The 12838-nt window shown below is 63.6% G+C and carries 12 protein-coding genes and 1 riboswitch; of the genes, 10 read left to right on the forward strand and 2 right to left on the reverse strand.

The genetic code is table 11. The annotated features are described in order from the left end of the window. Positions 1-43 precede the first annotated feature (43 nt). Entirely contained in the window at positions 44-1048 is a 1005-nt protein-coding gene (locus tag BMZ24_RS16640) for a TRAP transporter substrate-binding protein (RefSeq protein ID WP_092193889.1), read from the reverse strand. 52 nt (positions 1049-1100) lie between these two features. Then, positions 1101-1697, reverse strand: coding sequence for a TetR/AcrR family transcriptional regulator (locus BMZ24_RS16645; protein ID WP_092193890.1), 597 nt, complete (start codon positions 1695-1697; stop codon positions 1101-1103). Positions 1698-1824: 127 nt separating this feature from the next. Next, positions 1825-2002, forward strand: a riboswitch (cobalamin riboswitch). Positions 2003-2095: 93 nt separating this feature from the next. On the opposite strand from BMZ24_RS16645, the gene BMZ24_RS16650 reads away from it, so the two are divergent. The 10 genes from BMZ24_RS16650 to cobJ are packed head-to-tail and all read left to right on the forward strand — an operon-like array spanning position 2096 to position 12699. Then, the gene (locus tag BMZ24_RS16650) at positions 2096-2977 is read left to right on the forward strand and encodes a sirohydrochlorin cobaltochelatase (protein ID WP_092193891.1); all 882 of its coding nucleotides are present in this window, start codon (positions 2096-2098) and stop codon (positions 2975-2977) included. A 4-nt stretch (positions 2978-2981) separates the two neighbouring features. Next, the gene (locus BMZ24_RS16655; protein ID WP_092193892.1) at positions 2982-3989 is read left to right on the forward strand and encodes a FecCD family ABC transporter permease; all 1008 of its coding nucleotides are present in this window, start codon (positions 2982-2984) and stop codon (positions 3987-3989) included. Next, on the forward strand, positions 3986-4771 hold the full coding sequence (locus BMZ24_RS16660; RefSeq protein WP_244150399.1) for an ABC transporter ATP-binding protein: 786 nt from the start codon (positions 3986-3988) through the stop codon (positions 4769-4771). The genes BMZ24_RS16655 and BMZ24_RS16660 overlap by 4 nt, the downstream gene beginning before the upstream one ends. Then, on the forward strand, positions 4764-5639 hold the full coding sequence (locus BMZ24_RS16665; protein ID WP_092193894.1) for an ABC transporter substrate-binding protein: 876 nt from the start codon (positions 4764-4766) through the stop codon (positions 5637-5639). The genes BMZ24_RS16660 and BMZ24_RS16665 overlap by 8 nt, the downstream gene beginning before the upstream one ends. Continuing rightward, positions 5636-6346 (forward strand): precorrin-2 C(20)-methyltransferase, encoded by a 711-nt coding sequence (gene cobI / locus BMZ24_RS16670; protein ID WP_092193895.1) that lies wholly within the window; start codon positions 5636-5638, stop codon positions 6344-6346. The genes BMZ24_RS16665 and cobI overlap by 4 nt, the downstream gene beginning before the upstream one ends. A gap of 15 nt (positions 6347-6361) precedes the next feature. Then, a complete protein-coding gene (locus BMZ24_RS16675; RefSeq protein WP_092193896.1) occupies positions 6362-7714 on the forward strand; it encodes a cobyrinic acid a,c-diamide synthase CobB in 1353 nt (450 codons plus the stop codon). Further along, on the forward strand, positions 7711-8805 hold the full coding sequence (locus BMZ24_RS16680; RefSeq protein WP_092193897.1) for a cobalt-precorrin-5B (C(1))-methyltransferase: 1095 nt from the start codon (positions 7711-7713) through the stop codon (positions 8803-8805). The genes BMZ24_RS16675 and BMZ24_RS16680 overlap by 4 nt, the downstream gene beginning before the upstream one ends. Next, entirely contained in the window at positions 8802-10154 is a 1353-nt protein-coding gene (gene cbiE, locus BMZ24_RS16685) for a precorrin-6y C5,15-methyltransferase (decarboxylating) subunit CbiE (RefSeq protein WP_092193898.1), read from the forward strand. Before BMZ24_RS16680 ends, cbiE begins: the two co-directional genes overlap by 4 nt. Continuing rightward, positions 10151-11962 (forward strand): precorrin-4 C(11)-methyltransferase, encoded by a 1812-nt coding sequence (gene cobM, locus BMZ24_RS20445; protein WP_092193899.1) that lies wholly within the window; start codon positions 10151-10153, stop codon positions 11960-11962. Before cbiE ends, cobM begins: the two co-directional genes overlap by 4 nt. Beyond that, the gene (cobJ, locus tag BMZ24_RS16695) at positions 11947-12699 is read left to right on the forward strand and encodes a precorrin-3B C(17)-methyltransferase (protein WP_092193900.1); all 753 of its coding nucleotides are present in this window, start codon (positions 11947-11949) and stop codon (positions 12697-12699) included. Before cobM ends, cobJ begins: the two co-directional genes overlap by 16 nt. The last annotated feature ends 139 nt before the right edge of the window (positions 12700-12838 follow it).

Raw genomic sequence — 12838 nt, forward strand, 5'->3', positions numbered from 1 at the left:
ACCTTGCGGCTCGTGCCCCTGCAACACTCAGGTATTTTGAAGACTATTTCAAATTGGCGCGCATGAAATCAAGCACGGCCTTGCCGTCCGCTCCGACCTTGGCGCACTCGGCCTCGTATTCACCGAAGATGGGCTCCATGGCCTTGGTCCAGCGCTCGGCCTCGGCCGGATCCAGGGTGACCACGGCGTTGCCCTGCTGGGCCAGGAAAAACTCCAGGCCTTCCTTGTCGCTGTCATCCCAGGCTTTTCCGTGCCGTGGAATCCAGTCCCGGCTGACCTCGGTCATCGCTTTCTGCACCTCGGGGGAGAGTGAAGCCCAGACATCCTTGTTGATGACCACGAAAAAAGTGGTCGTGTAGGCCACGGCGGTGGTGTCCGTCAAATAGTCGACTACCTCGCCCATCTTCCAGCCCTTGTTGGTCTCGACGGGATAGATTCCACCGTTGACGACGCCCTTCTGGATGGACTGGTAGGAATCGGGCATGGACATGGCCACCGGGTTGCCGCCCAGGGCGGAGATGACGCTTGCGCTGTTGCCGGTGGCGCGGATCTTCATGCCCTTCAGTTCTTCCATGGAGGTCACGGGCTTGCCTGCGGTGTGCAGTTTGCCAGGTCCATGCGCATGGAAATAAAGGACATGCACGTCATCGAATTCCTTGGGCTTGAACTGCTCGTACACGGCGTTGGCCAGTGTCGTGGCCTGCACGCCGGTCGTGTAGCCCATGGGCAGATCGACTCCGGACAGCACCGGGAAACGTCCCTTGGTGTACCCGAGCGCGGAGAGACCGATGTCCGAGATGCGCTGCACCACGCCGTCATAGCAATCCTTGGGCTTGGTCAGGGTTCCCGCCGGATAGTAGTCGATGACGACCTGACCGTTTGAGCGGGTCTCGACCTCGCGGCACCACTCCTCTGCCAGAATCGACTGGATGTGGGTCGGCGGAAAGAAATTGCTGTAGGACAGCTTGACCGGTCCCGCAGCCATGGCCTGCGCCGAAAATCCCAGAACGACGAAAGCCAGGGTCGCGACTCGTAAGAACAGCCTCATGACAATAATCCTCCGTGTGAAAAGTAAGACCGCGCACCATGCGCGAGCCTGATTATTCCTGGGTATCCAGGGCGTTGGCCAGAGCGAGTTTCATGGCTGCCCGGCGAAAATCCTTGCGGTCGATGGTCCCCGTCCCGAGCAAGGAATGGATCAGAAAACCCTCGAACAGGGCCGTGTTCAGGGCGCCGATCTTGCGCGCCGGATAACCGCTGCGCACATACGGCGCGACGATGTCGTCGAAAATCTCGTTGGAGAGACGATACAGGGACTGGTTGAGCTGGGCGCGCAGGTCCTCGTTGCGGGAGGCATGGATGGTGAATTCGAGAAAGACCGAACTCCAGTTGCGGTCGTCGATCATGGTCTCCAGAAAATCGAGGATGCGGTCCATGACCTCTTTAAGACTGTGAGCATCCTGCAACGCGGCGTCGCGCATGGCGCGGTAGGACTGCATCTTGATGGCGATGATGGCCAGCATGATCTCGTCCTTGCTTTGCCAGTGCCGATAGAAATTGCCCTTGGCATAGCCTGCGTCCGAGGTGATCTCGGCCACAGTGGTAGCGACAAAGCCCTTGGCGGCGAAAAGTTTTTCCGCCGAATCGAGTAGTTCGCGCTGGGTCTGGAGTGATTTTTCCTGCTGCTTTCTGGCCACGAGAATTCCTTGTTGGACAACGGTCATAAAGTGACCAGAAGTCATTTTGTGACCAAGTATTCCTCAAGCCTGATTCTGTCAAGCGTGCGCCACGGAGGATTTCTTGACAGCCCACGGGGCCACGACTAGCGTCTTTTCCACTTCGGATACCTTAGGGTGTAAAAGGGAATCCCGTGCAAATCGGGAGCGGACCCGCCGCCGTAAGTTTCAAAAGCCATCCTCCACGCTGTCCACTGGGGTCATTCCTGGGAAGGACGAGGATTGGTGAAACGAGCCGGAAGACCTGTCCGAGGTCCAACCACAGTTCGTGCTGCCTGCAACGGGGGTTTTTTGCGGGCCGCGCCCTTGGACGTCAGTCCTTCTCTCTTCTCACTGCCCCCGCCAAACCTGGAGGTCTCATGTTCAAAGCCTCGCATGTTTGCGGACTTCTTCTGTTCTTTTTTCTGCTCGCCCTGCACGGCCCGGTTCTGGCCGGACACAAGGATAGGCCGCCCAAAAAGGGAATCCTGCTGGTAGCCTTCGGCACCACCGTGCCCGAAGCGCGCGGCGCTCTGGATCACATCGGGGAGAAAGCAAGGCTGCGTTTTCCCGGCATTGAAATCCGCTGGGCCTATTCCTCGCGCATCGTGCGCGAAAAACTTGCCGCCCAGGGACAGGACTTCGATTCTCCGGCCATGGCCCTGGCGCGGATGATGGACGACGGCTTCACGCATGTGGCCGTGCAGTCCCTGCACACCATCCCGGGCGAGGAATTCCACGGCCTGCAACGCACGGTGCAGGCCTTTTCCGGCCTGCCCAAGGGCATGGAGAGCGTGGTCCTGGGCCTGCCTCTGCTGGCCGAACCCGCCGACGTCGAAGCCTGCGCCTCGGCCATCATGGCCAGTCTCCCGGCAGAACGCAAAACAGGTGAAGCCGTCGTACTGCTGGGCCACGGCACCCACCACCCCGCGAACATCTATTACTCCGGACTGCAGTATTCCCTGAACCGGCACGACCCGCTGGTCCTGGTCGGCACCGTCGAAGGCACGCCGTCCCTGGACGACGTGCGGCAGGTTCTGAAAGACCGCAAGATCTCAAGGGTGTATCTTGCGCCCTTCATGGCCGTGGCCGGGGACCATGCGCTGAACGACATGGCCGGAGACGAGGAGGATTCCTGGAAATCCGTGCTCGGCGCCGACGGCCTGACCTGCATTCCGGTCCTGCGCGGAACGGCACAGGTCCCGGCTTTCGTCGACATCTGGCTGAATCATCTGCAGGCGGCTCTGGAGCGCCTGCCCTGACCCCATGAACGACAGGCGACACACAAGGGCATGGCTGGCCATGGCGGCAGCCGTGCCCCTTTCCATCTATGCGGCCCTTTTTTTCGGGTCCTACCCCCTGCCCGCCGAGGCCATCCATAACGCCCTCGCGACCATGCTCCATGGCCAAATCGAGAGTCAGGACCTGGTCATCGTACGCGACATCCGGCTGGGTCGCATCCTGCTTTCGTTCCTGACCGGCGCGGCCCTGGCCGTATCCGGCGGCGTTTTTCAAGGCCTGCTGCGCAACCCGCTGGCCGACCCGTTCACCCTGGGGATATCCAGCGGCGCGGCCTGCGGCGCGGCCCTGGCTCTCGGCATGGGCTGGACCGTGGCTGGACTTTCGACCCTCCCGCTGGCCGCGCTCGGCGGAGCGTTCGCGGCCATGAGCCTGGTCCTGGCCATGAGCAGGCTAGCCGGAGACTTCTCCCGCGAGAGCCTTGTCCTGGGCGGAATCGTCGTCTCCACCTTCCTCGGCGCGGCCATCGCCCTCATCAAGTCCTTGAACGAGGAATCGGTGGCGGCCATCGTGTTCTGGATCATGGGCAGCTTTCAGGGGCGGGGATTCGAGCACGTGGGGCTCATGCTGCCGTACATGATCGCAGGCTCCGCCCTGGTCCTTTTTCTGGCCCGGGAACTCGACATCCTGGGCCTCGGGTCCGAGCAGGCGGCGCAGGTCGGCGTACCCGTGGGCCGGGCGCGCATCGGCCTGCTCATCGGCGCCGGAATGCTGACCGCCGCGGCAGTCAGCGTCTCCGGCATCATCGGCTTCGTCGGCCTGGTGGTGCCCCATCTGGTGCGCATGCTCATCGGACCGGACTCCAGACCCCTGCTTCTTTTTTCGGCCCTGGGCGGGGGTATCCTGCTGCTCTGGTCCGACGTCCTGGCCCGCACCATCCTTTCCCACGGAGCGGAATTACCCGTGGGCGTGGTCACCGCCCTGTTTGGCGGCCCCTTCTTCTGCCTGATCATGGCCAGGGGACGCAGGCCGTGAGCGCACCGATGATCGAAATCCGGAACCTGAGCGCAGGCTACAAGGGTCAACCCGTGCTTCGCGGCATCTCCCTTAACGTCGGGGAAGGCGAGTTCACGGGCATTCTCGGTCCCAACGGCAGCGGCAAGACGACCCTCATCCGCGCCCTGTCCGGAGTCCTGCCGTACGCCAACGGCAGCATCCGCATCGCGGGTCATGACATAAGAGATCTGTCGGCCAAGGCCCGGGCCCGGCATTGCGCCACCGTGGCCCAGAAAAACCCGGGACTTTCCGGGGTGCGCGCCCTGTCGCTGGTGCTCATGGGACGCTACCCGCATATTTCATTTTTGGGCGGCTACTCCAGGCATGATTACCTGCGCGTGCAGGCGGCCATGGAGGAGACCAGCAGCCTCGATCTCGCCGAACGCGCCACCGAAGCGCTCTCCGGCGGAGAGCTGCAACGGGTCATCACGGCCAAGGCCCTGGCCCAGGACACCAGGCTCCTGCTGCTGGACGAGGCCGCGTCCAACCTCGACGTGGCCCGGACCATGGACCTCTACGAGCTGCTGCGAGTCAAAAATGCCGCAGGGCTGACAATCCTGACCGTGGCCCACGACCTGAACCTGGCCGCCCTCTATTGCCAGCGCCTCGTCTTTCTGAAAAACGGTTCCGTCGCGGCCGATGGACCGACCCGCGAAATTTTCACGGCCCAAACCTTGAGTGACATATATGAAACACCCCTCGCCGTTGCGGAGCATCCTCTCACCGGGACTCCCCAAGCTTATCTGGTGCCTCGTGCTTAACCTTTTCCTTTTTCAGGCGGCAGCGGGCGCAACCTCTCTGGACGGGATCTCAGTCACCGACGATGAGGGCCGCCGGATACGCCTCGATGCCCCCGCGACCCGGATCATCGCCCTCTACGGCGCGTTCACCGAGATCCTGGCCGACATGGGCCGCGAGGATCTGCTCATCGCCCGCACCGCAGGCGACGACCAGCCCCCGTCCATCGCCGGCAAGCCGTCCATCGGCACTCATTTGCGGCCCAACGCGGAGCTGATCCTCGGCCTTGAGCCGGACCTGGTCCTACAGCTCGGCGGCCGGGGCGAGGCCATGGAACCGGTGCGCTTTCTGGAAAAACGGGGCCTCAAGGTCGCGGTTTTTGATCTTGAGAATTTCGACCAGCTTTTTTCCGTCATGGAGCGCCTCGGCACTCTGACCGCCAGCACGGATCAGGCCGTGGAACGCATCCGTTTCATGCGCTCGGAACTTGCGCGCATCGAAGCCCAAAACCTGCCCCCCCGGCCGAAAGTCTTCTTCGAGGCCCGCTACCCCACGCTCCTGGCGGCAGGACAGGGTTCCATGGTGTCGGAGATAATCTTCAAGGCCGGTGGAAAAAATTGCGTCGCCGCCCCGGACAAGCTCGTGCGCCTGGGCGAAGAGGAGCTCCTGCGCCTCGCCCCCGACATCTATCTCATGCAGGCAGGCCCCATGAACCCGAGCCCAGTGCCCATGGCCGATCGCAGCCTCTTTCGCACCCTGGCCTGCGTGAACTCCGGCCAAGTCCACGTCGTGGACCAGAAGGTATTTTCACGGCCCGGCCCGCGCAGTCTTGAGGCCGTTCGACAACTTTCAACCATCATTTCAAACTGGAAAAAGGAGGTCCGACCATGAGCGGCCATCTCTACGGCATCGGCGTTGGACCAGGAGACCCGGAACTCTTGACCATCAAGGCAGCGGGAATCCTTGGCCGTGTGGACGTCATCCTCGCGGCGTCCTCGACCAAGAACGACGACTCCCTGGCCCTGGACATCGCGCGGCCCCATTTGAAGCCGAACGCGCGCGTCATCCGCCTGGGCTTTCCCATGAGCCGCGACGAGGGCACCCTGCAATCCGCGTGGGAGGAAAACGCCCGCCTGGTCCTCCATGAACTTGCCAAGGGCCACGACGCGGCCTTTCTGACCCTGGGCGACCCACTGCTCTATTCGACCTTCGCCTACCTGCTGCGCACCCTGCGCGGCCTGGCCCCGGAGCAGGCGGTGACGGTGATCCCCGGCATCACCTCCTTTCAGGCCGTGGCGGCGGCCACCGAGACCGTGCTGGCCGAGAGCGCCCAGAACCTGCTCATCCTGCCCGGCATCCGCGACGCCGCCGATCTGCGCAGAAGCCTGGAGGGTGCGGACAATGCCGTCATCCTCAAGGCCTACACCAATTTTTCGGCCATCCGCGAGGAACTGCGCACTTTTCCGACCCCGACCCATTGCGTTTTTGCGTCAAGAATGGGCATGAAGGAACAGTTCATTACGCGCAGCCTGGACGAGGCACCGGACAATCCGACCTATCTCTCGCTCATGCTGCTGACAAAAAACGAATCACTTTGAACCAAGGATAAGTTTATGCCCAAAGCCATCGTCATTGCCGGAACTTCCAGCGGGTGCGGAAAAACTTCCGTCACTCTCGGCCTGATGAAAGCTTTCGCCCGCAAGGGCCTGGTGGTGCAGGGCTTCAAGTCCGGCCCGGATTTCATCGATCCCGGCCTGCACCGCATGGCCTCGGGGCTGCCCAGCCACAACCTGGACGGCTGGATGCTCTCGGCCGATGAGATCCATCGCATTTTCCGGCGCAACCACGAAGGTTGCGACATCTCCATCATCGAAGGAGCCATGGGACTCTTCGACGGCATCGGCGCCGTCAGCGAGGAAGGCTCGGCCGCGCAACTGGCCAAGATCCTGGGCGTGCCCGTGATGCTGGTGGTCAACGCCCGGGGCATGGCCCGTTCGGCGGCAGCCCTGGTCAAGGGCTATGCCCAGTTCGACCCGGACCTGCGCCTGGACTCCGTGCTCTTCAACATGACCGGCAGTCCCACCCACGGACAGATTCTGGCCCAGGCCATGGACAACCAGGGCGTGCGGGTGCTTGGCAGCCTGCAACGCCAGGCCGATCTGCCCCTGCCCTCGCGGCACCTCGGACTGGTCACCGCCGAAGACCTGGACCGCCGCGAGGAGCGCCTGAACGCCCTGGCCGACTGGGTCGAAAAATCCATTGATCTGGATGCGTTGCTGGAGGCCCTGCCCGAGTACACGCTGCCGTCCCTCAGCGACGGCGGGGTCAGGATGCCGGAAATCCGCATCGGATACGCCCGCGACCGCGCCTTCTGCTTCTACTATGAGGAAAACCTGCGCATGCTGCGTCAGGCCGGGGCCGAGCTGGTGCCCTTCTCGCCGCTGCACGACACGAACCTGCCCCCGGCCCTCAAAGGGTTGTATCTGGGCGGAGGATATCCGGAACTGCACGCGGCAGAGCTTGCCGCCAACACGACCATGCTCGGCAAGATCCGCGACTTCTGCGCCGGCGGCAAGCCGGTCTACGCGGAGTGCGGCGGCTTCATGTACCTGATGCGCTCCCTGCGCACGCGCTCGGGCCAGGAACATGCCATGGCCGGGGTCTTTGATTTCTCCTGCGCCATGGAAAACCGCCATCAGGCCCTGGGATACCGCGAAATCAGGCTCACCGCCCCCACTGCGCTGGGCGCTCCCGGAGCACAGGCCAGGGGGCATGAGTTCCACTATTCGCAAATGAGCGGCAGCGACCCGGCCGCCGCCCAGGTCTACGAGGTTCATGACCGCTGCGGAAAGACCAATGCCGGCGGCGGATACAAAAAGGGCAACTGCCTGGGATCCTACGTGCATCTGCATTTTGGCTCCAATCCGGACATGGCCGCCCATTTCGCCGGAGCCTGCGGGGCATGACCCTGCGCCATGGCTTCACCACGGGCACGGCGGCTTCGGCGGCCGCCAAGGCGGCGACCATGCACCTGCTCACGGGCCGCGCCCAGGACCATGTCGACGTGCAGTTGCCCGTTGGCGAACGCATGAGCATCGCCATCCTTGAGAGCCGGATCGACGGGGACGCCGTCATGGCCGCCGTGGTCAAGGACGGAGGAGACGACCCGGACGTGACGCACCGAGCCGTGATCCGCGCGCGGGTGCAACGCTGCGCAGAATCAGGCGTGACCTTGCGCGGCGGGTCCGGCGTGGGCGTCGTGACCCGGCCCGGCCTGCCTGTCGCCGTGGGCATGCCAGCCATCAACCCCGTGCCCCGCGAGCAGATCACCCTGGCCGTGACCGAGGCCCTGGCCGACGCCCTTGCCCCGGGCGCAAGCGAAAGCATCGGCCTTGAGGTGGAAATCCGCGTCGACCGAGGGGAAGAATTGGCCCGCAAGACCTTCAACCCGCGCCTCGGCATTGTCGGGGGCATCTCCATCCTCGGCACCCGTGGCACGGTCAAACCCTTCAGCAACGCGGCCTATCAGGCCACCATCCGCCAGTGCCTGGATGTCATGCAGGCCTGCGGCGTGACCACCCCCTGCCTGACCACGGGCGGACGCAGCGAACGTTTCCTGCGTCAGGCCCGTCCGCGGACGCCGGAAACGGCCTGTGTCCAGGTGGCCGACTTTTTTTCCTACAGCATGCGCGAAGTCGGTCGGCGCGGATTTGGCTCCGTGCTCTGGGGCGTCTTTTTCGGAAAGCTGGTCAAGCAGGCCCAGGGACACCGCTACACCCACGCCCGCAGCGCGGAGCTTGACCTTGGCATTCTGGCGGGATGGTGCGCGGATTGCGGCTTCGACCAACATGTCTGCCGGGAGGTCGCAGGCGCCAACACGGCCATGCAGGCCCTGGAACTGCTGTCCCCCATGCCCCGAAGCAAGGCGCTCTTCACCCTGCTCACGGACAGGGCCGCCGAAGCCGCCCGCGCCTTCTGCGGCCACGATCTGCAAGTGGGCTACATGCTCTTCGATTTCACCGGACAAATCCTGCACCAGACCCCGGAGGCCGCATGATCCACGTCATCGGTCTGGGTCTGTCCAGCGAGCAGCGCTGCCCCCGAATCATGGAGCTGATCCAAGGTGCGGACCTTGTGGCCTCGGGAAAACGTCTTCTGGATGAATTGGAGATCGCCGAGGATCGCCGCCTGGCCCTGACCGGCATGGACGCATTCGCGGCGACCATCCGCGCACGGGCTGAAAGCGCAAATGTCTGCGTGCTGGCTGACGGCGACCCCCTGCTCTACGGCCTTGGCGCGAGCCTGCTGCGCTACTTCGCCCCCGGCGAGCTGACATTTCATCCCAATGTCTCGGCCATGCAGACAGCATGCGCCCGTTTCGGCCTGCCCTGGCACGACTGCCGGACCCTTTCCCTGCACGGCCGCGACGACCTGACCCCGCTCTTTGCGGCCCTCACGCACGACAATCTGGTGGCCCTGTATACGGATCAAAAGCACAGTCCGGACGCCATCGCCGGGCTTCTGCTGGAACGCGGCGTCACGGGCTGGCGCATGAACGTGGCCGAGGCCCTGGGCGGCCCCGAAGAAAGGCTGAGCACCCTCGCCCTGACCGAAGCCGCGCACAGCGCCTGGCACGCCCTGAACATTGTTGTCCTGGAACGCACGGCGATTCCCGCCCTGCCCCTCAGGCTGGGTCTCGATGACGACGCGCTGGCCCACACCGACGGTCTCATGACCAAGCAGCCAGTGCGCGCCTTCGCCCTGTCCCTGCTGCGCCTGCCCCCGAACGCCGTCATGTGGGACCTGGGAGCAGGCAGCGGAGCCGTCAGCCTTGAGGCCGCGCGGCTCCTTGGCAGAGGGCGCGTGATTGCGGTGGAGCGTCAGGCGGAACGCGTGCGGCACATCAGGGAAAATGTGGAACGCACGGGGGCATGGCTGGTGCAAGTGGTGCACGGCAGTTTGGAGGAGTTTTTGGGGAATGGGAATTTTGGGGATTATGGGAAGAATAGGACCTATGGGTCGTATGGGACCTATGAAAAGGCAGCCCAGGCGCAGATTGGCCATGCCGCTTGTTCTGAACATACGTCCTATAGGTCCCATATGTCCCATAAGACCCATAATCCCCATTCTTCCGCTCCCACCCACATCTTTCTCGGTGGCGGGGCATCGGCCCCTGTTCTTGCCCAGTGCGCCGCCCTTATTTCTTCCGGCGGACGCATGGTGATCGCCGCCGTGCTGCTCTCCACACTGGAGTCCGTCCGCACCGTCTTTCATGAACTGGGCTGGCCCTTGAAGGTGCATCAGCTCATGCACCACGCCGGGTCCCCTCTGGCCGGTGACCTGCGGCTCACCCCGTCCAACCCCGTATTCCTTCTGGAAACCCAAAAACCTTCAAGCGACACATGAACACTTCCCCTCAGGTTTATTTTATCGGCGCAGGTCCCGGAGATCCGGACCTGATCACGGTGCGCGGCCGAGACCTTGTCGCACAGGCTGATCTGGTGCTCTATGCCGGCTCCCTGGTGCCCGCCAAAGTGGTGGGCTGCGCCCGGTCCGGAGCCGTGGTCGCCGATTCGGCGGGCATGAGCCTTGAACAGACCCACGCCCTGATGCTCGAGACGGCGCGCAAGGGCGGGATCGTGGCGCGGGTGCATACCGGGGATCCATCCCTGTTCGGCTCCGTACGCGAACAGATCGCGCTGCTGGACCGTGACGGCGTGACCTGGGCCATCATCCCCGGCGTGACCGCCGCCTTTGCGGCCGCGGCCAGGGCCGGAGTGTCGTTCACCGTGCCCGAGTCCACCCAGAGCCTCATCATCACCCGTCTGCACGGCCGCACTCCGGTGCCGGAATCAGAAAGGCTGAGCGAACTCGCGCGGCACGGCTCATCCGTGGCCGTGTACCTCTCCGCGGACAAGGCCGGAGAACTGGCCAGCCAGTTGCGCCAGGCCGGATCGCCGGAAAACACGGTCATCGTCATCGGCCACAAGGTTGGGCATCCCGGGGAAAAAATCATCCGCACCACCCTTTCGGAACTCGAAGAGAGCGTGCAGGCGGACAACATCACCCGGCAGGCCGTATTTCTGGTCCTGCCCAAAGAGACCGCGCCGCAAATCCAGTCCAGGCTCTATGACGCCTCGTTCGGACACGGCTTCCGCGAGGCCTTACGCCCCCAGACCTGGTCGCGCATGGCCGTTTACGCCATGACCAGCCAGGGCCTGGGCCTTGCCAGGCGCATCGCGGCCATGGCCCCGGCCGATCTCTTCGCCACCAGCCGTCTGGCCGAAGACCGGGCCGCCCATGACCGGGTGCAGGGCTTTGAGCGCATCGCCGATCAGGTGCGCGTCAATTTCCCCCTCTACCACGCCCACGTTTTCGTGGCCGCCACGGGCATCGTGGTGCGGAGCATCGCGCCCCTGCTTCAATCCAAGACAACAGACCCGGCCGTGGTCGTCTGCGATCAGAACGGCGAACACGTGGTCAGCCTCCTGTCCGGCCATCTCGGCGGAGCCAACGACCTGGCCCGGCGCATCGCCGCCCATGTCGGGGGCCGTTCCGTCATCACCACGGCCACGGACACGGCCGGCAAGCCCGCCATCGACACCCTGGCCCAAAATCGTGACTGCGCCATCGCGGATCCTTCCCGCCTGGCGGGGCTGAACAGCGTATTGGCCGAGGGCGGACGCGTCACGGTGCATGACCCGGAAAATCGTCTGGGCCTGTCCGGAAACGACGACCTGAAAGATTCTTTCGAACTGGTGAAGGAGACTCAGGCGCAGGTGCTGGTCAGTTGGAAGAACGCCAAGGCCGAGGGCCTGATCCTGCATCCACGTTGCCTCTGCGCCGGTATCGGCTGCCGCAGGGGCGTGTCACGGGATGAAATTCTGACGGCCATCAGTCAGGTCATGACTGCGCACGAACTGGCGTCAGGCAGTCTGATCGCGCTGGCCAGCGTTGAACTTAAAGCGGACGAAGAAGGGCTGCTGGAAGCGGCGCGGCAACTCGGGCTGCCTCTTGAATTCTTTGAAGCGTCGATGCTTGATGAAACAGAAGTCCCCAACCCCTCGGAGCGGGTGCGGGAAAAAATAGGAGTTGGGAGCGTATGCGAAGCAGCAGCCATCCAGGCAGCCCTGAAATCAGCCCCGGCGGCGCGTCTCATAGTGCCCAAGACGATAAGCGGAAACGTGACGGTGGCCATATGTCTGGCCGGTTGACCGTGATCGGCCTTGGGCCCGGCAGCTCGGCGCTGCTCGCCCCCATGGCCCTGTCCTGTCTGGTCCAGGCCGGAGCCGTTGTCGGCTACGACCGCTATATGGAGCTGGTCGATCCTGATCTGCTCAAGGGCAAGACCCTTTTTTCAAGCCCCATGAAAAAGGAAATGGAACGCACGGCCAAGGCCGTTGAATTCGCCCTGGCCGGACTCGACACGGTAGTCGTCTCTTCCGGGGACAGCGGCATCTACGGCATGGCCGGACTGGTCCTGGAATATCTGGAACGCGAGGAACTCCTGGACACCGTGGAGCTTGAAGTCGTGCCGGGCATCCCAGCCCTGTGCGCGGCGGCAGCCCTGCTCGGCGCTCCCCTCATGCACGACTTCGCCTCCATCTCCCTGTCCGACCTTTTGACCCCGCTGCCGACGATCATGAAGCGCATCCGCTGCGCGGTGGAAGGCGATTTCGTCATCGCTCTCTACAACCCCAAGTCCCGCAAGCGCGATTCCTATCTCGGACAGGCCCTGGCCATCGCGACCGAGCATCGCGGCGCGAGCACTCCCGTGGGCTTCGTGCGCAACGCCTACCGTCCGGATCAGGACGTCCGCGTCGCGACCCTTGGCACCTGCGATCCCGAGTGGGCCGACATGCTGACCACCGTCATCATCGGCAACAGCGCGAGCCGACTGGCCGGAAAAAAGATCCTCACCCCGCGCGGCTATTTCGAAAAATACGGATAGCTGACTGTTGAAAAATTCAAAATGCGCAGGCCGTTCAAAAATGGTGAGATGCAAGGAAGCGAAAAAATTCAGGGCGCGCGGTGTATTGCGCAGATGCGCGGTCTGGATTTTTTCGCTGACGCAGCAGGTCGCCGTTTTG

The organism is Desulfomicrobium norvegicum, from assembly GCF_900114595.1.
Taxonomy (GTDB): domain Bacteria; phylum Desulfobacterota; class Desulfovibrionia; order Desulfovibrionales; family Desulfomicrobiaceae; genus Desulfomicrobium; species Desulfomicrobium macestii.